Source organism: Candidatus Methylomirabilis limnetica (genome assembly GCF_003044035.1).
In the GTDB taxonomy this organism is placed as follows: domain Bacteria; phylum Methylomirabilota; class Methylomirabilia; order Methylomirabilales; family Methylomirabilaceae; genus Methylomirabilis; species Methylomirabilis limnetica.
Genome location: NZ_NVQC01000022.1, coordinates 82,189 through 103,867 on the forward strand (window position 1 = coordinate 82,189; position 21,679 = coordinate 103,867).

Genomic DNA, 21,679 nt, shown 5'->3' on the forward strand with positions numbered 1-21,679 from the left:
GAGAAGATCGACATCAAACGGTATGCCCAACTACTCATGGAGTATGACCGGTCGGTTACTTACTAAGTAGGAAGCTATTAGCTGTCAGCTATCAGCTCTTAGCTAGGATATTCTTAAGGGTACCAAAAAAGCTGATTACTGACGGCTGACGGCTATTCCAGAGGGAGACACAACGATGCGCGCGATTCGCATGCACGAGTATGGCGGTCCTGAAGTACTTCGCTACGAGGAGGTGGCTCTCCCCGAGCCCGGCGTGGGCGAAGCGCGGGTCAAACTTGACGCGGTTGGGGTCAACTATATTGACATCTACCAACGGAAAGGCCAATACCCTGACCAGTTGCCGGTGATCCCCGGCCGGGAGGCGGCCGGCGTGGTGGATGCGGTAGGCCCGGGCGTATCGGACCTTACACCGGGAGCCCGCGTCGTCTACGCCATGCATGTGGGCGCCTACGCGGAATATGCGGTGGTCCCGGTGCGGAGGCTGGTGCCGATTCCGGATGCATTGGAGGCACGGGTGGCGGCGGCTGTGATGCTGCAGGGGCTGACCGCGCACTATCTGACCCACAGCGCCTACCCACTGCAGTTGGGCGACCGCGCGCTGATTCATGCGGCCGCTGGTGGCGTCGGCTTGCTCCTGGTCCAGATGGCCAAGCAACGGGGAGCCTGGGTTATCGGGACCGTCTCGACAGAGCAGAAGGCAGATCTGGCGAGACAGGCCGGTGCTGATGAGGTGATCCTCTACACGCAGGTTGACTGTGAAACGGAAACCAAGCGCCTAACCAGTGGCCAAGGCGTACACGTGGTCTACGACTCGGTCGGGCAGACCACCTTCGACAAGAGCCTCAACTGCCTCGGACCTCGAGGGTACCTCGTGCTCTACGGCCAGTCCAGCGGGCCGGTACCGTCGCTGGACCCCCAGGTGCTCAGCGCCAAGGGTTCACTGTATCTGACCCGTCCTAGCCTGATGCACTATACGCTCGACCGGGCAGAACTGCTGAAGCGGGCATCGGATCTGTTCCACTGGATCATGGCCGGAGCGCTCACCGTGCGGATCGACACGACCTTCCCGCTTGCGGAGGCCCCGCTCGCCCATCGCTACCTTGAAGAGCGCAAGACCAAAGGGAAGGTCCTGCTGATCCCCTGATGCGCGGCCTTCGACTTGGTCTGTCCTTACTCGTGTTGCTGACAGGATCGGTGTCTTGCGGCGGAGCAAACAGCACACAGGAGTTGCCGCTCCATCAGATCAGACTGCCGACAGGGTTTGAGATCGGCATCTATGCGAGTCCTGTCCCCAACGCCCGCTCAATGGTCCTCAGCCCAAACGGCACGCTGTTTGTTGGGACCCTCACGGCAGGGAATGTCTATGCTATCGTCGATCGCAACCAGGACGGCAAGGCGGATGAGGTCGTTACGGTCGCGCGAGAACTCAACATGCCGAATGGCGTCGCTTTCCACAATGGCGCACTCTACGTGGCCGAAGTGGACCGTATTCTGAGGTACGACAATATCGAGACCCACCTGAAAGACCCGCCTGAGCCTGTGGCGCTTAGTGAGCGCTTCCCCCGAGAGCGCCATCATGGCTGGAAGTTCATCCGCTTTGCCCCAGATGGGTGGCTGTACATCCCAGTAGGCGCCCCGTGTAATGTCTGTGAGCGCAAAGATGAGCGCTATGCCTCGATCATGAGGATGCAGTCGGACGGGGCCCAATTGGAGATTTTCGCGCGGGGCGTCCGCAATACGGTTGGGTTCGATTGGCATCCGAAGACGCGTGAGCTCTGGTTTACGGATAACGGGCGAGACTGGATGGGCGACGATCTGCCGCCGGACGAGCTGAATCATGCGCCGCGTCCAGGGCTGCATTTTGGCTTTCCCTATTGTCATGGGCGAACTCTTCCCGATCCCGGGTTCGGGAAGGGGCGGAAGTGTGAGGAGTTCACCCCACCTGCAATAGAACTAGGGCCCCACGTGGCAGCGCTAGGCGTGCGCTTTTATACGGAAACGATGTTTCCAGACGAGTTTCGAAATCACCTGTTCATTGCGGAACACGGATCGTGGAATCGGAGCGTGCCGATCGGGTATCGTGTGACCCTTGCACGACTTGAAAACCATCGCGCGCTCTCGTACAAAGTCTTTGCCGAAGGGTGGCTCCAAGGCGGTCACGCGTGGGGACGTCCTGTGGACCTGCTTGTCATGCCGGATGGCGCGATGCTGGTTTCGGATGATAAGGCAGATGTAATTTATCGTATCAGCTACAGGAAATAACGGTAACTACTCAGGTAGATAGGCTGAAGGCTGAAGGCTTTTAGGGGTAAGTCATGCGTGATCAAAGAAAACTCAGAAAAGGTCTTGAATGGCTCGATTCGTGCCTTGCGAGATAATTAGAACCTTCAGCCTTCAGTCTAAACACCTGAGTGGTTACAAATAACCTATCTAATGGGTGAGCAGGAAAGGCTTGCAGGTATAGTATGGGTTACACGATTTGCAAATATTTGCGCGACAGGAAAGAGAATTCGTGGTAAAGATGGTAGCCTTTTGAGGAGCGGCGAAGGCGTGGCAATTGGGAAGGGGCGCCGATACGAGATCGCGAACATCGGCTTTGACCAAGGAAAGGAGAGAAAGGGTGGGACACTGGGCCAGGAGATCATTATCGTGGGTGGGTGAATTGGCCGTTGCAGTGACAATCGTAGGATTTGTCGGCGCGTCGAGCGCAATGGCGGGGGATCCGCAATCGACCGGTGAAGGTGCTTCCCGACAAGTGGAAGGCGCAGTACTGCTGGAGACAGAGCAAATCGAAGAATACGACCCCTGGGAGCCTTATAACGAAAAGATCTTCGACTTCAACCATAAAGTATTTGATCGGTACGTCCTGAAACCCGTGTCGAAGGCGTGGGATTATCTGCCGGACCCTGTGCAGGAAAGTCTCGGTAACGTCTTCGATAACATCGCCATGCCTCGCCGTGTCGTCAATAACCTGCTACAGGCCAAATTCAAGGGGGCCGGCACCGAAGTGGCTCGCTTCGGCATCAACACAACGGTGGGTGTCGTCGGCCTCTTCGATGTCGCGAAGAAGGTGGGGCTTGAAAAGAGCGACGCGGATACGGGCCAAACGCTGGGTATCTGGGGAGTAGGCCCAGGTCCCTATTTAATCTTGCCCTTCTTGCCGCCGCTAACGGCCCGTGACGCCTTCGGCTTTGCGGCGGACGCGGCCCTGGACCCACTGAATTACCTCATCCCGTTCGCCGCATTGGCCGGAAGGGGAACCGGGGAAGTCGTCAATGCCCGGTCGCAGAACCTGGAAACATTCGATAGCGTTGAAGAGTCTACCGTTGACTTGTACAGTGCGGTGCGGAATTTCTATCTGCAAGGGAGACAGCGGGCCATCGCGAAGTAATCGTCTACTCTCAACCCTCACGCATTATAACGTGAAGCGGCTGTCACTACTGCCAAATGTAACCATTCAGTTACGGGTAGAAAATCTCCCCCAGGCTTAATATATGCCGGGGCAGGCTCTAACCCCTCTTTTCCAAAGAGGGGGACTAACTGTTTCCCCCTTTTAAAAAGGGGGATTAAGGGGGATTTTGTAAAAATACCACATTTTATTTAATGATTTCCCCCCTTTTACTGAATGGTTACTGCCAACTCTTCCGGGTCTTGTATAGGTAAACGATATCCTGAATGCGCTTCTTGGTGTGGTAGGCAGGCGTCACTTCTGCACCTCTCGGAGCGGCTCTTCTCATCTCAGTGGGTCCCTGCTCCTTCGGCGGAGCTCGTACTGAGCTTCGTTGAAGTATCCGTTACCCCCTGCCTACTCACGTCAATACCGAAGGCCCCACGTAACAGCCGGAAGAACCTCTTTCTTTAGGACCCCTTCTCTACCTCCGACAGACACAGGTCACGCCTCCCAACCCATTAGCATTGACCGTTATGCAGTTTCCTTATGCTCCCAAGGTGAGTTCGCTCTCTGGCGCTGGGTTCGTCACCTCTTTTCCCGTTAGGTCTCGTCAATAGGATCTACCCCAATTGGGATAGACCACGTCCCAAAACGGGTGAACAGAAGGGTATGGCCCTTCCTTCCACGCCTGGCTATGGCAGGGATGGCTACTAACTCGTGAGATCTATTGAGGAGAATCATTTTTGTTGGAATTCGCATTTTGGCACTGCTCCTGCAGACGATAAGAATCATACTGTAACCAACGAGCCAAAGCATTGATGTGATGTCAAAACCAGGAAGGGGGTGATTCGAAGCGATGATGAAGAAATTGGGTATCGTAGTGATGACTGCATTCTTCAGCGTCTCCGTGGCTGGTCTCAGCTTTGCTGACGAGGCGAAGAAGCATGAGGCCCCGGCTGCGGCGACCGGTGCTCCAGCCAACCCTTGCGCTGGCAAGGAGATGAAGAAGGAGCCGCCTAAGAAGGCCAAGAAGGCGGGACCGAAGGTGGAGGCTCCAGTGGCAGCCCCAGCGGCTGTACCAGCCCCGGCTGCTGCGCCTGCCGCAGCCCCAGTGAAGAAGTAGCCGCTCTTCTGAAGATATGATGTCAAAACTAGAAAGGAGGTGATTGAAAGCGATGATGAAGAAATTGGGTATCGTAGTGATGACTGCATTCTTCAGCGTCTCCGTGGCTGGTCTCAGCTTTGCTGACGAGAAGAAGGTTGCGGCCCCCACGGCGCCGGCTGTCGAGAAGGCGGCCCCAGCGGCTGCCGCTGGCGAGAAGGAAGTGAAGCCGAAGAAGCCCAAGAAGGCGGCCAAGAAGGCGGAAGAGGCCCCGGCTGCACCAGTTGCTGTACCAGCCCCAGCTGCTGCTCCTGTCGCAGCCCCAGTGAAGAAGTAGCCACTGCGTGCTGTTCGTGTTCGAACACGTGCCAAAAGGCACCCCGCAACCAGCGGGGTGCCTTTTATTTTCTTGACACTGCCGTGTTGGCAGGATAGAAAGACCACGTCCTGCCAGAGTTAGGATGGCGCTGGGTCCGCCGATGGCGGAAATAGGGAAAACGGTGAAGCCCTACACCCGGATCGTGGAGGGCCAGGCCGTTGCTGCCCCGCAACTGTAAGCGGCGTTGATATCTAAGGTAAGCCGCGAGCCAGGAACCTGCCCAGCCCCGAGGTGCTGATGACCTTCCGAGGGGAAGGGCGGCCTTGTCGCGTACCGGGTTGATCGCGGCGTAGGTTTACCGTCCGGTTTGGGAAAGAAAACCCCAATCCTCCTCCGAGGATTGGGGTTTTTTGTTAAGGGATCATGAACTCAACTCCACCGGTCCCGATAGATAAAGAGATTCATCTGCTGTTTCGATGGGGGGGACCCTATGACGGATCATGCCTTTCCTGAAGCGTCGCGCCGAGCCCTCTATGAGGCGATCACGCGCCGCCGCGATATGCGGTCCTTTCTCCCCGATTCCATTCCGGCCGAGACCCTTGCTCGTATCCTCTTGGCGGCACATCAGTCCGGCTCAGTCGGATTCTCGCAACCGTGGAACTTTCTTGTTGTTGAGGATCGTGAGGTCCGCAGGCAGGTTCGTGCACATGTCGAGGCGGAGCGGCTGCGCGCCGCTGAAATGTTTGAGAAGGAGCACCGGGAGGAGTATCTCTCCTTCAAGCTGGAAGGGATCCTCGACGCGCCCATCAACCTATGCGTTACGTGCGACCAGGAGCGCTTTGGGCCGGCAGTGATCGGGCGGAACACGATTCCGGAAACCGCGGTTTATAGCACCTGCTGCGCCGTCCAGAACCTCTGGCTTGCCGCACGCGCAGAAGGTCTCGGCGTCGGGTGGGTGAGTATCCTCGATCCCGGCGCTCTCCGCACGATCCTGGGAATCCCGGACCGGATCATTCCCGTCGCCTACCTGTGCGTCGGTTTCGTCGAGAGCTTTCCGGAGCGGCCCATGCTCGAGACCATGGGCTGGTTGCCGCGGCTTCCGCTCCAAGAGGTAGTCTTTCATGACCGCTGGGCCGCGCGGCCACGACCCGACCTGCTCCGCGCACTTGAGACGAGCCGGATTAACGGTGAGCGCGCGAGCGAAGATGTGCGTCCGCAGACTCCGCCGAGGGCGCATTCCACTGACGACGAGCGGTCCGGAAAGGTGGAGCCATTGCGGAAAGGGCTGCTGCTGGTCTACACAGGGCAGGGCAAAGGGAAGACGACAGCGGCCCTGGGTATCGTCTTTCGGGCGCTCGGGCACGGCTTTCGGGTGGCCGTGGTCCAGTTTATCAAGGGCAAGTGGAAGACCGGTGAGCGGGTGTTAGCCGAGACACTCCCCGGGCTCACGTTCCTCGTAATGGGGCACGGATTCACCTGGGAGAGCGATGATCTCACATGGGACCGAAGCGCGGCCGTGGAGGCCTGGGCCAAGGCGAAGGAGCTCATTGCGAGCGGCGAACAGGCCGTGGTGGTCCTCGATGAGATTACGTACGCGATCAACTACGGCTTCATTGAGTTGGCGGACGTCCTAGCGACTCTTCGCGCGCGTCCGGCCCATGTGCACGTGGTTGTCACGGGGCGCAATGCGCAGGAGGACCTCTGTGTACTGGCCGACCTCGTGACGGAAATGAAGTCGGTGAAACACCCGTTCGAACGTGGCCTCAAGGCTCAGCCGGGGATCGACTATTGATGGTTCCGCGTCTCGTCATCGCAGGCACGTCCAGCAGCGTCGGAAAGACGACCGTCATGGTCGGCCTCGTCCCAGGTGAAGCTGAGATGCGAGATCGCCTGCAGGCTCTCGGATACGTAGAGGTGGAAACGCAGGACGTGACGATGCTCGGCCAACCAGGTCTGCGCTTCCGCGGACACCAATTTCGCTACTCGGACTTTCGACTCCAGGCGGAGGCCGAGTGCGTCTACACCGTTCGTCGCCGCCGCGGAGGCGAGGTGCTCCGAGAAGGCTATCGTATCGGCAACACACTTGCTTCGTATGTGCACGCCCACTGGGCGTCAAACCCTCTTGCGGCCCAGGGGTTCGTTCACGCGTGCACCGTCTACGCGAGGAGGACGCGGTGAACGTACCTTTTCGCATCGGCGCCACTTCGTTTATCTACCCAGCCCGATGGCTTCCAAACGTCGAGCGGCTGGCCGGTCGGGTCGACGACATCGAGATTCTCTTGTTCGAACTCGAATCAGGCCTTCCGGACGAAGCGGAACTGCGCGCGCTCGTTGAGTGGAAGGGGCGAGCCGATCTGACCTATACAGTACACACGCCTCTCAACGTCAGTCTGGCGAGCGACAGCAATTCGCAGCGTCAGACGGCCATCGAACAGGTCTGCCGCGCGATCGAGCTGGCAAGGCCGCTCCGGCCCCACGCCTATATCGTGCACGTCTACTTGGGCGACTGCGAGCACGATCGGGTGCCAACGGATCTTCCGGCCTGGCGTCGCCGCGCGGCGGGGTCGCTCGAGGCCATTTTGGACAGAGGGGTTTCTCCGGCAGACTTGTGCATTGAAACGCTCGACTACAATTTCTCACACATCGAGCCGGTCGTCAACGACCTTGGCCTCTCTGTGGCGATTGATCTCGGGCACCTTCACCGCGACGAGCGTCCAGAGCGAGATCTGCTTCTCCTAAACCTACACCGTACGCGGGTGATCCAGTGGCACGGCGTGGACCCATCGGGGCGAGATCACCGCTCGCTCAAGCACTACCCGCACGAGAGTGCTCGCTGGGTCGTCGATACCCTGCTGAGCGTGTCGTACCGTGGTGTGCTTACGCTCGAAGTCTTTCGTGAGGCTGATTTTGAGGAGTCGCTTGCAGTCGTTCAGTCGCTGGTCGCGGGGGAGCCGTCATGATCAGCGCTCGTTTGCTGCAACCGCCCGCGTTGCTGAGGTGCGCGGTGAGCGGAGTCCGCTTCGGGGCTGCGCCTGAGCACGGCGTTCCCACACGCTATGCCGGGAAGCAGACGGTTCTCGGCCATCTCATCGGGAGGGTGGTCGGAGAGGCGACCACCCAGAGTGTGAAGACATGGACACGTACGCGAGGGGTCGGCAGATGAGCGACGAAACCAGGATCGTATTGATCGGGGGAGGAGCGCGGTCTGGCAAGAGCGCCTTCGCCCTCTCGCTGGCACGGCGCCTCGGCGCGCGGCGCGCGTTCGTCGCGACCGCGCAGGCCATGGATGAGGAGATGAAGGAGAGAATCGCGGACCATGCCCGCACACGCGGTGCCGACTTTCGGACCGTCGAGGAACCACTCGCTCTGGCTGAGAGGTTGCTCGATCTTTGCGATATCGACGTCGTCGTGATCGACTGCCTGACCCTGTGGCTTTCGAACTTGCTTCTCCGGGACGAGTCGGAGACGAGGATCTTGGAGCAGGTGCAAACCCTTGTCGGCGTCCTGGAACGGCGGGCGTTTCACGCCGTCATCGTGACGAACGAGGTGGGGATGGGCGTGGTGCCCGAGACGCCGCTCGGAAGGGCCTTCCGGGACGTTGCGGGCCGCGCCCACCAACGACTCGCTGGCGTCGCAGATGAGGTCTATCTGGCGATCCTCGGGTCGGTCCTGCGCATCCGACCCGAGCCCGTGTCGGTTCGAATCCTGGAAAGCGCATTATGAGCAAGTTGACCGAGATCTGTTCCCGTATCAGAGAGCCCGACCATCGCATTGCAGAAGCAACGCAACGACTACTAGACATCAAGACCAAACCGCGGAGGAGTCTCGGTCGGCTCGAGGACCTTGCCTGCCAAGTGGCGGCGATTCGCGGCACGAACGCGCCTGATCCTCCCCAGAAGGCCATCGTAGTTATGGGGGCTGACCACGGCGTGGCCGAGGAGGGCGTCAGCGCCTATCCGCAAGAGGTCACCGGCCAGATGCTGCTCAACTTCGCGCGTGGCGGCGCGGCGATCAACGTGTTGGCGCGACATGCCGGTGCCCGGGTCGTAGTCGTGGACATGGGCGTGAAGGCGCCGCTCTCCGCGGCACCGGAGATCCGGGCGCACCGAATCGGGTCCGGCACGCACAACTTCACAAAAGGGCCCGCGATGACGCGAGAAGAAGCCATCGCGGCCGTCGAAGTTGGCATTCAGATCGCTGAGGAGCTGGTGCGGGATGGGGTGACCCTCCTGGGCATCGGCGATATGGGCATTGGCAACACGACCGCCGCGAGCGCCCTGGCCGCGGTGTTCACAGGAGCGCCTCCGGAGGACGTCGCAGGACGAGGCACCGGCATTGACGATGTGGCCCTCAAGCGGAAGGTTGACGTCATTCGGCGAGGGCTCTCGGTCAACCGGCCTGATCCACAGGATGGCGTCGATGCCCTGGCCAAGGTAGGGGGATTCGAGATCGCCGGGCTCGCCGGCGTAATCTTGGGTGGAGCGGCGTCCGGGATTGCAATAGTGGTCGATGGATTCATCTGCGGCACCGCGGCGCTCGCCGCGACGCGAATCGCGCCGGTTACGGCAGAGCACCTCATTGCCTCGCACCGCTCTGCGGAGGTTGGACACCGGCTCGTGCTCCAAGCACTCGGCACCACGCCCCTGTTCGATCTGAATCTGCGTTTAGGCGAAGGCACCGGCGCGGTACTAGCCATGAATCTCGTCGAGGCAGCGCTGTGCATCCTTCGCGAGATGGCGACATTCACCTCGGCGGGGGTGAGCGATAGTGGCGCCTAGTTGTGTAGCAAGCAGCGATGGAGCCATCCCTCGCCATGTTCGCGCATGATCATCTCATGGGCGCTCTCCGTCAGGAGCTAGACCGCTGCTGGCGCCCATGATTATGGGCTAAGGCACAGCATCGTCCGTGGGGAAGAGTCTTCTGATCACAGCGCTCTGCCGTTTCTTCCGCCGAGGCAGGGTGAGTAGAACCGGTTGGACGCTACGGTTTGAGCGCCCATCGACTGCGAGTTGCCCTGGCGTCTCGCTCGCCTGCGTTCATCTTCGCCGTGATGAAAATGCTTCGATCGCTCGCCATCGCCTTCGGTTTCTTGACACGACTGCCGGTGAAGAATGCGCTGGTCGAAGAGGCCGACTTAGGTCGTTCGCTATCGTGGTTTCCCATCGTCGGGATGGCGCTGGGACTCGCGCTTGTCGGAACGGAGCGGCTCCTGCGCGGCTATCTGTCCTCAGACCTGGTGGCAGTTGGCCTCGTTGCGCTCCTTGCGGCGCTTACGGGCGGCCTTCACCTGGACGGGTTGGCCGACGTATCGGACGCTCTTGGCGGGGGACGTGGGGATCGCCTGCGCATGCTCGCAATCATGAGAGACAGCCGCATCGGAGCCCATGGAGCTACGGTCCTCTGCCTGTTTTTGATCGCGAAGGTGTTCACCGTCATGATGGTGCTCCGGCATGACGCCGTATGGGAACTGTTCGCCTTTCCCATTCTGGCACGATGGGCGGTGATTCCACTGGTAATCTTCTTCCCGTACGCGCGGGTCGAAGGCCTGGGGAGGCTCTTTCACTGGCACGGGCGCCCACTCCATTTTGCTATGGCGACGTGCCTGACGTCGGCCTTGGTAGCCTGGACGGGCGTGCGTGTCATCGTACCGGGAGTTTCCGCACTCGCCGTTGCCCTGGGGATGGGTCTGTGGCTGAAGCGTCGCCTCGGCGGTCTCACGGGTGACGTCTACGGCGCCACGATCGAGTTGTCAGAAATCGTCTTTCTCGTTGTCGCAGGGCTCGGAGATGGACGGTAGTGGTCAAGTCTTCCTCCGAGGATTGGGAGATTTTTGTTACGGAGCAGATGTGAGCCGGATCTTTGCTGCAGTGGAATGGGTAACAAGCTTGAAAGGGGGTGAGAGAGGCCAATACGGGTAGTTCAATGTGATAAGTCGAACTGGGCGCCCCTGGATGTAAGGGAAGCTGGTGTGTCCTGCCATATGCTGCGACAGGGTAAAGCCAGCACGGTCCCGCCACTGTGAGTGGGGAGTCACTCTGCACAATGCCACTGTCCAAAGTAATGGTTTCGAGTTGCGAGTTTTGAGTTTCGAGTTCTAGGACCCGAAACTGAAGACTCAAAACTAGAAACTCAAAACTGGTTGGATGGGAAGGCGCAGGGTCGATAACGATCCACGAGTCAGGAGACCTGTCCAGGGGAGGACGAGAACGCACCACCTTCGCGGATAAGGGGGCGAATGATGAAATGCTGGAGTAGTTTGGTCAAGAGGTGGTTGTGGGTGGCAGTTCTGTGGGCTTGCGGACTGGGGAGCGCGTCAGGGCAGATGCTCAGACTCACTCCTGAAGAACCGGTAGAGCTTGGGCCGGTCGTAGTGACGGCGACTAAAACCGAAGTTCCCGTAACGCAAATCACTGCATCTGTAACGGTCATCACGAAAGAGGAGATCGAAACTCGTCAGGTCACTCAGGTTTCAGACCTTCTCCGGGATGTGCCGGGGTTGAGTGTTACACAGATAGGGAGTCGCGGCGGCACCGTCTCGGTCTTTCCGAGGGGTGGCGAATCCCGCTTCAACCTCGTTCTGATCGACGGGGTCAAGGTGAACGATGCCGGCGGCTTCTTTGACTTCAGCGACCTGAGCACTGACAATATCGAGCGGATCGAGATCGTCCGGGGGCCGCACAGCGCGCTGTACGGTTCCGATGCTATGGGATCGGTGATCCAGATCTTCACCAAGCGAGGGAAGGGGGCCCCGCGAGTCGAGGCCTCGTTCGCGGGCGGGAATCTGAAGACCTTTGAAGAGAAGTTGAGTCTGGCTGGTGGTAGCGGAAGAGTCGGCTACTCGTTGAACGTAGGCAGGACCGACACCGACGGGAGCCTACGCACCAACAACGACTTTCGTGAAACAACCGTCAGCGGTCGCGTGGACTACGCCGTAGAGAAGGCGCTGGACCTCAACCTTGTCGTCCGGTTCACCGACAGTCTCTTCGAGTTTCCCACCGGCGATGCCGGCAACCTCTTCGGCCCGCTTGATCCGAGACAGTCCTCCGATCAGAAGCGGCTACTCGTTAGCGGTAAGGCCAGTCACACGCTGACGCCCTGGTGGCAGCAGACGGTGCAGGTCGGCTTCTACCGCCATCAGTCGGCCTTTGACGATCCATTCGACCCGGTAGATCCTCGCACAGGGCAGCTCATTGATTTTTCCGCCTTCCACAGCACCAACGAGGAACGCCGCGTATCTGCGGACTACTTCTGGAACCTGACTGCCCCGACCGTTTTTGATGTCTCCAGTCTCTTTACCGCCGGCTTCGCCTTTGAGCGGGAGGAGTTCGAACAGCGCGCTGCCGCCACAGAGACCGATTTTCCGTTTTCAAGCGCGAATGAGGCAAGCAGAGATAATAAGGCCGGCTATCTCCAGGGCCAATTCGACTGGAAGAAGCAGCTCTTTCTCACGGCGGGATTTCGGGTCGATGGGAACAGCACATTCGGGACTGAGGTGACCCCCCGCGTGTCGGGAGCCTACATCCTCCCATTCCTCGGGACTAAGCTCAGGGCCGGCTACGGCAAGGGGATCAAAGCGCCAACCTTCATCCAGAACTTCGGGATCGGGAGTCAGTTTGTCATCGGCAATCCCAATTTGAGCCCAGAGCGATCAAAGAGCTGGGAGGTCGGATTCGACCAGCCGCTGCTCAAGGGCCTGGTCGAGTTGAATGCTACCTACTTTCACAATCGGTTCACCGACCTGATCGCTTTTGTTGGTGGATCGCCGAGCTTCCGGAATGTCCAGTCGGCCAGGGCAAAAGGGATCGAGGCCGCCGCCAGGGTGCATCCAGGGTTCGGCCTGACCGTGGGCGGCACCTACACATTCTTGGAGAGTAAGGTTCTCGACAATGGCGGCGTTGGAGGGACTGAACTACCGGTCGGCGCACCGCTGATCCGGCGACCGAAGCACAGGGGATCGCTTTCTATCGACCATGTCTGGGAGCAGCTCCACACCAACCTGACGGCGACCTTTGTCGGCGCTCAGGAGGACCTCGACTTTCGTACTTTCCCCTCGCCACGGGTGACGCTCCCCGGCTACACCATCGTCGATGTTGCCTTCGCCTACCTCCTGCTCAAGGATCGCCTCCACCTGAGGGAGGTGTCACTCTTCGGAAAGGTCCAGAACCTCTTTGATGAGGGGTTTCAGGAGACCTTCGGTTTCTCTGCCCCGCGGATTACCTTTCTGCTAGGTTTTAAGGGCAGCCTATGAGGTCCCGAGGATGCCTGCTGTCATTCATCTTGATAATCGCGGTGTGGGCTTCGGCCGACGCGTCTCCCCTTACTGTTGTAGATGATACAGGGCGGTCCGTCACACTGGACGGGCCGCCCAAGCGGATCATGAGCTTAACGCCGAGTAATACCGAGATCTTGTTCGCCCTGGGCGCTGAAGACCGAATTGTGGCCGTGGACCGGTGGAGCGACTTTCCGACCGCCGCAAAAGCCAAGCCTCGAGTGGCTCCTTTTAATCCCAGCCTGGAGCAGATTGTGAGCTTCGGTCCGGATCTGATTCTTTCGACCTATGGGGGCGCCGAGCCGCTTTTGTCGCTCGATCGACAGGGGATCAGGGTGATGGTCTTTGCGCCACGGACGCTCGACGACATCTACCGTAACATCCTCCTAATCGGGCGGATCGTGAACGCCGAGAGACGAGCCGAGGGTCTGGTTCGCGCCATGCGGCAGCGTGTAGCCGCCGTCGTGGCGAAGGTGCGGGACGCCCCCAGGCCCAAGGTCTTCATCGAGTTTGATGGCAGCGACCCGAGCCGCCCTTTCACGGCCGGTCCTGGTTCATTCATCGATGTCCTCGTTCAACTCGCAGGTGGGGCAAACGTCGCTGCGCGCTCGCGAACGGCTTGGCCTCAGTTCAGCCTGGAGGAACTGATCAGAGCCGACCCCGATCTGATCATCCTGAGCGACGCCAGCGCGCCGATCAACCCGCAGACCCCGGAGCTCGTAGCCAGCCGCTCAGGATGGAGTCACCTGCGGGCGGTGCGTCTGGGAGCGATTGCTGCGATCGATTCGAACGCGATCAGTCGTCCTGGACCCAGGATCGTTGAGGGCCTCGAGCTGTTGGCTGGACTGCTCCACCCGGATCGATTTCGATGAGGCGGAGCCTGCACCTCGCACCCCAAATCCCCCCGTGCCCCCCTTTTATAAAGGGGGGGTGGGGGGATTTCGCACCCCGCATCTATGTTGCCTTGTCAGCCTTACTCCTGTTGGCGCTGCTCATTGGTGTCATGCAGGGCGCGGTCGCGTTGTCGCCCATGACCATTCTCAAGATCCTCCTTCGATCGGTGGGCATTCCGGTCGGCCCGGTGACCTGGCAGGCGGCGGACGAGACGATCCTGCTGGAACTCAGGCTGCCCAGAGTCCTGGGCGGGGCGCTGGTGGGCGCGGCGCTGGCGACTGCCGGCGTCCTGTTTCAGGGGTTACTTCGCAACCCGCTTGCCGATCCGTATATCATTGGTACGTCGGCTGGTGCAGGCCTTGCGGCGACGGTGGCCATCCTTGTCCTACCCACGGCCTCCGTCCTCGGCTTTGGATCGGTGGCGCTCTCGGCCTTCGTCGGCGGCCTGCTGGCGGTACAACTGGTCTACCGACTTGCACGGGTGGATGGGCGCAACTCGCCGGCGACCCTGCTGCTCGCGGGCGTGGTTGTCAACGCGGTTCTCGGCTATTTGGGCTCCTTGAGCATCTTGCTCTTCGAGGGGAGCGAGTTTCGACTTCGTCACATCTTCACCTGGCTCATGGGTGGGATCGCGGTGAATGATCCGCGACAACTGTTGGCGACGGGGCCGATCATTGTCGTAGGGATTGTCGTGGCGTATGGGTTTGCGGTCCCACTCAATGCCCTGACGGTTGGCGAGGAGGGGGCGCAAGCCCTGGGAGTAGATCTGAATCGGGAGTTCAGAAGGATCATCGCGCTTGGGGCACTGCTGACGGGTGCCGCAGTCAGCATCAGTGGTCTGATCGGGTTCCTGGGGCTTGCCGTCCCGCACATTCTGCGCCTCCTGATTGGGCCCGACCACCGACGGCTCCTGCCGGCGTCCGCCTTGGCCGGTGCGGCCATTCTGGTGTTGGCGGATACGGCGGCACGCTCTATTGCCGCCCCGACAGAGCTTCCCGTAGGGATCTTTACAGCGCTGCTCGGTGGTCCGCTTTTCCTCTTCTTGCTTCGGCGCAACGGGCGAGAGACGGGGTGGCGATGAGACCAGGGATCCGTCTCCAAGCCGTTCATTTTACTTATCCGAGCGGCTTCGGGCTTGCGAGGATCGAACTGTTCATTGAACGGGGCGAGCGAGTGGCGATCCTGGGCCCGAATGGCTCGGGAAAGACGACCCTCCTGAAGTTGATGCTAGGCCTGTTACACCCAAGGGAAGGGGAGGTCTCCTTCGAGGGTAACCCCCTGGAGAGGATGAGTCGGGCAGAGCTGGCGCGGGCAATCGCTATGGTTCCCCAGGAGCTATTGCTACCCTACGCCCTCACAGTGAGGGATGTGGTGCTGCTTGGACGTACACCGTATCTACATCGCTACCGGGGTCCTACTTGCGAGGACCTGGAGGCAATACAGGAGGCGATGACCTCCACCGATCTCCTACCTTCCGCGGGCCGTTCGTACAACGAGCTCTCTGGAGGGGAACGCCAGCGGGTCATCCTGGCGATGGCGCTGGCACAAAAGCCGCGCCTACTGCTGCTCGACGAACCAACTCGTTCTCTCGATCTTAGCCATCAGCTCCGGATCCTCTCGCTGATCAGGGGTCTCAACGTGAAGTACGGTCTGACGGTTATCTCATCCATGCACGATCTGAACCTGTCTTCGCTCTATTTCGACCGTCTGGTTCTTCTATCATCGGGTCGCATCGTTGCGGATGGCCCCCCGGACGAAGTCATTCAGCCAGATATAATCCAGGAGGTCTTTGGCGTGTCCGTACTTGTAGAGCAGCATCCCAAGCGCAGTATTCCATGGGTGACCCTCTTGCCAGACAAACTCGACCTCTTCTTCGCCCGCGAAGACGCCTCCGCAGAGACGATCAATCCTTGACAAATTTAGTGGCCGCAGACTATTGTAGCTTGCAGTGCTAAGAGTCAAGGTTCAAGATTTCTGGTCGCGAATGATGTCTGCTGAGCATCCGCAGATCCGCAACTTCATCGTCTTTTCGCTGCTAGCCCATCTAATTTTTGCCGGCCTGCTCAGCGCAATGCAGCTTTTTGCCCGGCTACCTGCGGATCGGCCGCTCCAGGTCCGGATTCTCAATCGATCTGTTCGGACGCGGGTCCCGCCTACGCGTAACCACATGATTCCGGAGAAGTCCGCTGCGCGTACGCAACGGTCTGCGAAAAAGGTGGGTCCGTTGAGAACGCCGAAACGTGTAAGTCGCCCGAGCGTAAAATCGGCCCCCCTCCCCACAGCAAGCTTGGCTCATCCACCCGCATCGGCGGCGATAGCGAGATCCGACGCCCCTTCTGCTCATCGTGCCGCGCTCACCCCTTGGGTGCCGACCCCGCTGCAGTCGTCGCCTGGGCTAGCCGTCTCCCCAAGCCCGAAGGTGGCTCAAGTAGAGCCGCTTGAGGGCGAGAGTGTCGGTGGATCGACCCACCCATCCGATCTCCGGGGTCAACTAGCCATGCTTTGGAAAAGCCTCGATGCCAAGCAGTACCCTGACCAGGCGGCTGATACGATGGAGGAAGGCGATGCCGATTCTACTACTGGGCCAACCGTCTCATTGGACAGCCAGGATTCCCGGTTTGCGCCCTATCTGCTTGGGGTAAAAAAGCGAATCGAGGGTGTGTGGGGTTACCCTCCGGGGGCGCGAGGCCTGACCGGAAATCTCGTGGTGACCTTTGGGATCACCCGCGATGGCCACTTGAGCGACTTGCAGCTCACGCAGACTTCTGGTATCGCCCCACTGGATAACGAGGCGATTCGGGCAATACGACAAGCCACCCCCTTCAGCCCCTTCCCTGAGCGGATGCACTTTGAACGGCTGAATATCCGAGCGGCCTTTTACTACCATGTCAGCCGTGGAGGCCTTGGGGATCGATGAGCGTCACTATCCGGATACGTGTCGAAGCGCCTGCCGTTACGTGGAATTAGGCTCTTGCGGAGAGACGGCAGAAGGTTTTGACGGCTCACAGGGTCCGTGGTATAAACAAGATATGGCAAGCTGGCTGAACCCGGAAGAGGACGCCCTCTTTTTTCTTGAACGGGAGATGGCGGGTGTCTTTGCGATCACTGAGTCGCACCTGCTTGACGGGACGATTCGTTTCAAAGGAACATTGCTGGTCGATCCCGATAAGGCTGTAGCTGAGCTGACGGAACGACTTGTCCCCCACGGCTACTACCCGCTGCTTCAAAGCGAGGAAGACCTGACGATCCTCCGGGTAATGCCCTCAAAACGTCAGTTTCGTTCAGGCCCGTGGCTGAACATCCTGCTCCTGCTGGCTACCCTCGTCACCACTGTGTTCGTGGGTGCCACCAACCGCGGCGCCCATCCCTTGACGAATCCTTGGTCGGTGGTGCAAGGACTTCCCTTCGCAATCACGCTCCTTTCAATCCTTGGTGTCCATGAGCTCGGACACTACTTTACCGCTCGACGGTATGGCATCACTGTCACGCTCCCCTATTTTATCCCTGCCCCGGTTGGGCTCGGGACCTTCGGGGCGTTCATCAGGATGAAGTCGCCGGTTACTGATCGCAGGGCGCTCTTCGACGTCGGAATCGCAGGACCGCTTGCAGGGCTTTGCGTGGCACTCCCTGCCATCGTCGTGGGACTGCGCTGGTCGGAACTGATACTCACAGACTCAGCGGGACATGTTGGCATCGCCCTTGGGATACCGCTCATGTTTTCGCTCCTGCAGTGGTTGACGCTGGGACCGATACCCCAAGGAGGCGACGTACTGTTGCACCCGGTGGCTTTCGCCGGCTGGATCGGTCTGCTCGTGACAGCGCTGAATCTGCTCCCGATCGGTCAACTGGATGGTGGCCACATCGCGTATGCGCTGGTAGGTAAGCATCACCGGAAGGTGGCAATCTTCGCCCTGATCGTGCTGGTCGGCATGGGGACCCTGTACTGGCCAGGGTGGCTGTTCTGGGCATCCCTCTCCCTGATTCTGGGCCTGAAGCATCCTCCTCCCCTGAACGATGTGACCCCGCTGGATAAACGCAGAAGGCTGGTGGGCTTCGCATCGCTACTACTTTTGCTAAGCGTGATCACGCCCTCCCCCTTCAATTTCTCGGAGCCATAAGTCCCTCGATGAAGAGGAAGGAACGATACGGGATGTTCAAGCAGTTACTGTACCGTCTGTACGAAGGGCGGCTGTTTCAGGAAGTTCGAGGCGGAGAGCTGCCCCGGCACATCGGTCTGATCCTTGATGGCAATCGGCGATACGCCAGAGAGTACGGGTATTCCACCATCCTTGAAGGACACCGGATGGGAGCGGAGAAGCTGGAAGAGGTCCTGAACTGGTGCGAAGAGCTTGAGATCAGGATGGTGACCGTGTGGATCTTTTCCACTGAAAACGTATCCCGAAGCCAAGAGGAGGTGGACGACCTCCTGGCGCTGATCGAGAAGAAGATGCGCGACATTGCCAGGGATCCCAAGGTGCACCGAAAGCGGATGCGGATCAGAGCTATCGGCAAGATGGAACTTCTCCCCCCGTCCACGGTGAAGGCGATTCACGAGGCTGAGGAGGCGACGCGGGACTACGATGCCTTTTACCTGAATGTCGCAGTGGGATATGGCGGGAGACAGGAGATCGCGGATGCCATCGCGGCCATGCTCAGGGACAAATCAGCGAAAAGTGTCCCACTGGAGAAGATCATCGATGATATTTCCATCGACGAGATTGGCAAGTATCTCTATACATACGATCTGCCAGATCCTGATCTCATCATCCGGACCAGCGGTGAAGTTCGGCTGAGCGGGTTCCTGCTCTGGCAGAGCGCATACAGCGAGTATTACTTTTGTGACGCCTACTGGCCGGTTTTCAGAAAGATCGACTTCTTTCGGGCCATTCGAAGCTTTCAGCAACGCGAGCGCCGATTTGGGGTATGAAATGTAGGGGCGCTGCTTGCTGCGCCCATGTCTGGTGCGGAGTGCGAGGTGAGGAGTGAAGGGAAAGCGGCTTGCGAGAGAACCGGAACTGCGGAGGTAGGCGGTAACTTGTCTACCTTCCCTCGTCGTCGTTGTCAATCCGTGGGGTAGCCGCGCAATGCGCTTCGGAGACGGCAGGGCGGCTCCCCTAACCTATTGGAGGCACCAATGAACATGACCTTGCGGGGTATTTTGCTTGCGCTTGTGATGTCGATGGCCCTCACCACCCAGGCCGTTGCCGGGGAACTGACCAGCTCCTCGCCGGGCCAGAAGGCTCTGAGAGGTGTCGCCAATCTGACCCTTGGTCTGTTTATCGAATGGCCGAAGACGATCTGCTATGAGGCGCGAGAACAAGGGCCCCTTCTTGGGATCCCAGCCGGCTTCCTTGCTGGTTTTGGCCTCGGCTTGATGCGGACTGTCGTTGGAGCGTATGAACTAGCTACCTTCCCGATCTCGATCCCGGACGATTATAGACCGATCTTGAGCCCACGCTATCCTTTTGAATCAGGACGGACGGTGGTATCACCCGCGCTCATCGCGCGCCCTCGGGTAGGCGATAGGCCCTAGCCACGATGTCGCCGAGCGTCCCCAGTAAACTTCGTTCACTGGCCTGAGCTCTTTGCCAGTGTTAGTGCGACTGAATTGATACAGTAACGGAGGTGTGTCGGCGGTGGTCCGTCAGCAAAGACGTGGCCCAGGTGCGCGTCGCACCGGCTGCACCGCACCTCGGTACGCCGTATCAACAGATCGGCATCCTCCACAGTCTCGATCTGCTCAGGAGCCAGAGGCGCCCAAAAACTAGGCCACCCGGTCCCCGAGTCGAACTTGGTCTCGGAGCCAAACAATTCATTACCGCAGCTGACGCAACGGTAGATCCCGTCTACTTTGCAGTCGGAGTATTCACCAGAAAACGGTCTTTCAGTCCCCTTCTGCCGACAGACGTAAAACTGCTCCGGCGTGAGCCGCTGTTTCCATTGCTCATCTGACCTGATCAGCTTATCGGTCATGACAGATCCTCACTTGCTCAGTCTTTTGAAAATCTTCTTGCGAAGAGCTGTGCAGGAAGGCTACGTTAAGGAGAATTCGGCGGCCAGACACGAGAGATCGATAGGTTGCGGAGAGAAGGAGTAAAAGACGAAAAACCCAGCTAATCCGAGGTCTGCAACTCCGTAAGTCTAGTGGTGCCGAAGCGGGGACTCGAACCCCGATGAGCATACGCCCACTGCGCCCTGAACGCAGCGCGTCTACCAGTTCCGCCACTTCGGCACGGTATGTAGTAAGCTGCTTACGCTCACTACTTGTAGATGGTCAACGCTGAAAAGTCAACGGAAAAGCACAAGAAGAACCTATGGATTACGAAGACGATCATATGTGTTTTGTCTGCGGCAAGCAGAATGGAGCCGGTCTGCAACTCGAATTCGAACTGATCGGTGATGATCGCATTCGGACCGAGTTTACCCCACCGAAGCGGTTTCAGGGCTGGAAGGACGTCTTGCATGGGGGTATTATTGCGACCATTCTCGATGAGGTGATGGTCAACGGCGCCTACTTGCGACAGATCATGGCCGTCACCACCAAGCTCCAGATTACGCTTAGGCGCCCAGCCGCTATCGGAGAGCGGTTGATTTTCTACGGGCAGATTCTGAATCATGGCGCCAGGACTGTCAACATGAAGGCCTGGGCCGAGGGGGAGGATGGGAGGGTCGTTGCCGAGGCCACCGGCCTCCTGATGAAGATCCGAGGGTAAGATGGGGGATCAGGCACGGCGGGTCGTCACGTTGCTGACGGATTTCGGGTTGAGCGATCCGTTCGTCGGTATAATGAAAGGGGTAATTCTCGGCATCAACCCCCATGCGGTGATCGTCGATCTGTGCCATGGTGGCAAGGCCTACGAGCCCTCCGAGGCGGCGTTTGCTCTCATTACGGCGTACCGCTACTTCCCTCAAGGCACGATCCACGTCGCGGTGATTGATCCGGGGGTCGGCGGGCCTCGCCGCCCAATCCTGGTTACCTGCGACGACCATCTGTTCATTGGTCCGGACAACGGACTTCTGGCCCCGCTCGCAGAGAAGGCCGGATCGTCGGGCGTCAGAGCCATCACTGCTACCCGGTATTTCCTCCATCCGGTCAGCGCCACCTTTCACGGCCGCGACGTCTTTGCGCCGGTGGCAGGCCACCTGTCGCTCGGGGCCAAGCCTGCCGAGTTTGGAGTACCAATAGATGACTATGTCCGCTTGGCGCTCCCCCGCGCGACGCTATCCGGAACCTCGTTGATCAAGGGGGAAATACTCCATATTGATCGGTTCGGTAACCTGGTGACGAACGTTACCCGTACCGACCTGGAACATTTGGCGGCCGGAGATTTCCCGATGACATTCTTCGTTCGTATTGCCGGACAGGAGGTTCCGGTTGTTGCCTATTACGGCCAGGTCGCCCCTGCCGCACCTGGCGCCGTCATTGGAAGTACGGACTATCTGGAGATTTTCGTGAATCATGGGGATGCGTCCCGGCTCCTCGGCGCAGGACGAGGATCTGGGGTCGTAGTCGGCATGAAGGATGCCGGCGATCGGGGGTGAATCCCCCGCTTGATCCTTCCCCAACGCCTCCCTTGCTAACGTTGTCCTGGTCTTCCGGCCGCTTCCCTGTCTTTGACAATCCGTAAAATACTGTGTTAGGCTCTAGCAACATAGCAGCCCGGCTTGTTCATAACGCACGTGGATGCTGGATTAACGCGCAGG

General features: G+C 59.3%; 23 protein-coding genes, 1 tRNA gene and 2 riboswitches. Of the genes, 22 read left to right on the top strand and 2 right to left on the bottom strand.

Features of this window, described 5'->3' with window-relative positions:
- The first annotated feature begins 175 nt into the window (after positions 1–175).
- The 20 genes from CLG94_RS07640 to CLG94_RS07735 all read left to right on the top strand — a co-directional run bounded on the left by CLG94_RS07640 (position 176) and on the right by CLG94_RS07735 (position 19,508).
- Positions 176–1,144, top strand: a complete 969-nt coding sequence (locus CLG94_RS07640) for a quinone oxidoreductase family protein (RefSeq protein ID WP_107562303.1) — start codon at positions 176–178, stop codon at positions 1,142–1,144.
- Positions 1,144–2,262 (top strand): PQQ-dependent sugar dehydrogenase, encoded by a 1,119-nt coding sequence (locus CLG94_RS07645; protein WP_107562305.1) that lies wholly within the window; start codon positions 1,144–1,146, stop codon positions 2,260–2,262. Before CLG94_RS07640 ends, CLG94_RS07645 begins: the two co-directional genes overlap by 1 nt.
- 391 nt (positions 2,263–2,653) lie before the next feature.
- The gene (locus CLG94_RS07650; RefSeq protein WP_107562307.1) at positions 2,654–3,391 is read left to right on the top strand and encodes an MlaA family lipoprotein; all 738 of its coding nucleotides are present in this window, start codon (positions 2,654–2,656) and stop codon (positions 3,389–3,391) included.
- A gap of 856 nt (positions 3,392–4,247) precedes the next feature.
- Positions 4,248–4,514, top strand: coding sequence for a histone (locus tag CLG94_RS07655; protein ID WP_107562309.1), 267 nt, complete (start codon positions 4,248–4,250; stop codon positions 4,512–4,514).
- Positions 4,515–4,566: 52 nt separating this feature from the next.
- Positions 4,567–4,830 (top strand): histone, encoded by a 264-nt coding sequence (locus tag CLG94_RS07660; RefSeq protein ID WP_107562311.1) that lies wholly within the window; start codon positions 4,567–4,569, stop codon positions 4,828–4,830.
- Positions 4,831–4,945: 115 nt separating this feature from the next.
- A riboswitch (cobalamin riboswitch) is annotated at positions 4,946–5,110 on the top strand.
- Between the two features lie 192 nt (positions 5,111–5,302).
- Complete coding sequence (gene bluB, locus CLG94_RS13835; RefSeq protein WP_107562313.1) at positions 5,303–6,604, top strand: 5,6-dimethylbenzimidazole synthase; 1,302 nt, start codon at positions 5,303–5,305, stop codon at positions 6,602–6,604.
- Positions 6,604–6,990 carry a hypothetical protein gene (locus CLG94_RS07670; protein WP_239993170.1) on the top strand — a complete coding sequence of 129 codons (387 nt, stop codon included), beginning with the start codon at positions 6,604–6,606 and terminating at the stop codon, positions 6,988–6,990. The genes bluB and CLG94_RS07670 overlap by 1 nt, the downstream gene beginning before the upstream one ends.
- Positions 6,987–7,772, top strand: coding sequence for a cobamide remodeling phosphodiesterase CbiR (cbiR, locus tag CLG94_RS07675; RefSeq protein WP_161954083.1), 786 nt, complete (start codon positions 6,987–6,989; stop codon positions 7,770–7,772). Before CLG94_RS07670 ends, cbiR begins: the two co-directional genes overlap by 4 nt.
- Positions 7,769–7,975, top strand: coding sequence for an adenosylcobinamide amidohydrolase (locus CLG94_RS07680; protein ID WP_107562317.1), 207 nt, complete (start codon positions 7,769–7,771; stop codon positions 7,973–7,975). The genes cbiR and CLG94_RS07680 overlap by 4 nt, the downstream gene beginning before the upstream one ends.
- Complete coding sequence (gene cobU / locus CLG94_RS07685; protein WP_107562319.1) at positions 7,972–8,535, top strand: bifunctional adenosylcobinamide kinase/adenosylcobinamide-phosphate guanylyltransferase; 564 nt, start codon at positions 7,972–7,974, stop codon at positions 8,533–8,535. Before CLG94_RS07680 ends, cobU begins: the two co-directional genes overlap by 4 nt.
- Positions 8,532–9,590: a nicotinate-nucleotide--dimethylbenzimidazole phosphoribosyltransferase gene (cobT, locus tag CLG94_RS07690; RefSeq protein ID WP_107562321.1), complete on the top strand. Its 1,059-nt coding sequence runs from the start codon at positions 8,532–8,534 to the stop codon at positions 9,588–9,590. The genes cobU and cobT overlap by 4 nt, the downstream gene beginning before the upstream one ends.
- A gap of 209 nt (positions 9,591–9,799) precedes the next feature.
- Positions 9,800–10,609 carry an adenosylcobinamide-GDP ribazoletransferase gene (gene cobS, locus CLG94_RS07695; protein ID WP_107562322.1) on the top strand — a complete coding sequence of 270 codons (810 nt, stop codon included), beginning with the start codon at positions 9,800–9,802 and terminating at the stop codon, positions 10,607–10,609.
- Between the two features lie 135 nt (positions 10,610–10,744).
- Positions 10,745–11,020, top strand: a riboswitch (cobalamin riboswitch).
- 69 nt (positions 11,021–11,089) lie between these two features.
- Positions 11,090–13,060 carry a TonB-dependent receptor plug domain-containing protein gene (locus tag CLG94_RS07700; RefSeq protein WP_161954084.1) on the top strand — a complete coding sequence of 657 codons (1,971 nt, stop codon included), beginning with the start codon at positions 11,090–11,092 and terminating at the stop codon, positions 13,058–13,060.
- A gap of 128 nt (positions 13,061–13,188) precedes the next feature.
- Positions 13,189–13,953, top strand: coding sequence for an ABC transporter substrate-binding protein (locus tag CLG94_RS07705; RefSeq protein WP_239993171.1), 765 nt, complete (start codon positions 13,189–13,191; stop codon positions 13,951–13,953).
- On the top strand, positions 13,950–15,056 hold the full coding sequence (locus CLG94_RS07710) for a FecCD family ABC transporter permease (protein WP_239993172.1): 1,107 nt from the start codon (positions 13,950–13,952) through the stop codon (positions 15,054–15,056). The genes CLG94_RS07705 and CLG94_RS07710 overlap by 4 nt, the downstream gene beginning before the upstream one ends.
- Positions 15,053–15,889 (top strand): ABC transporter ATP-binding protein, encoded by an 837-nt coding sequence (locus CLG94_RS07715; RefSeq protein WP_107562327.1) that lies wholly within the window; start codon positions 15,053–15,055, stop codon positions 15,887–15,889. The genes CLG94_RS07710 and CLG94_RS07715 overlap by 4 nt, the downstream gene beginning before the upstream one ends.
- Positions 15,890–15,959: 70 nt before the next feature.
- Entirely contained in the window at positions 15,960–16,892 is a 933-nt protein-coding gene (locus CLG94_RS07720) for a TonB family protein (RefSeq protein ID WP_239993173.1), read from the top strand.
- 112 nt (positions 16,893–17,004) lie between these two features.
- On the top strand, positions 17,005–18,093 hold the full coding sequence (locus CLG94_RS07725) for a site-2 protease family protein (protein ID WP_239993174.1): 1,089 nt from the start codon (positions 17,005–17,007) through the stop codon (positions 18,091–18,093).
- An 8-nt stretch (positions 18,094–18,101) separates the two neighbouring features.
- Positions 18,102–18,902, top strand: a complete 801-nt coding sequence (gene uppS / locus CLG94_RS07730; RefSeq protein WP_239993175.1) for a polyprenyl diphosphate synthase — start codon at positions 18,102–18,104, stop codon at positions 18,900–18,902.
- Between the two features lie 207 nt (positions 18,903–19,109).
- A complete protein-coding gene (locus CLG94_RS07735) occupies positions 19,110–19,508 on the top strand; it encodes an exosortase system-associated protein, TIGR04073 family (protein ID WP_239993176.1) in 399 nt (132 codons plus the stop codon).
- Between the two features lie 35 nt (positions 19,509–19,543).
- Here CLG94_RS07735 and msrB read toward each other — a convergent pair whose 3' ends face one another.
- Positions 19,544–19,948, bottom strand: a complete 405-nt coding sequence (msrB, locus tag CLG94_RS07740) for a peptide-methionine (R)-S-oxide reductase MsrB (RefSeq protein WP_107562335.1) — start codon at positions 19,946–19,948, stop codon at positions 19,544–19,546.
- A 172-nt stretch (positions 19,949–20,120) separates the two neighbouring features.
- Positions 20,121–20,207, bottom strand: a tRNA-Leu gene (locus tag CLG94_RS07745).
- Between the two features lie 82 nt (positions 20,208–20,289).
- On the opposite strand from CLG94_RS07745, the gene CLG94_RS07750 reads away from it, so the two are divergent.
- Positions 20,290–20,688 carry a PaaI family thioesterase gene (locus CLG94_RS07750; protein WP_107562337.1) on the top strand — a complete coding sequence of 133 codons (399 nt, stop codon included), beginning with the start codon at positions 20,290–20,292 and terminating at the stop codon, positions 20,686–20,688.
- A gap of 1 nt (position 20,689) precedes the next feature.
- Entirely contained in the window at positions 20,690–21,517 is an 828-nt protein-coding gene (locus CLG94_RS07755; RefSeq protein WP_107562339.1) for an SAM hydrolase/SAM-dependent halogenase family protein, read from the top strand.
- Positions 21,518–21,679: the final 162 nt, after the last annotated feature.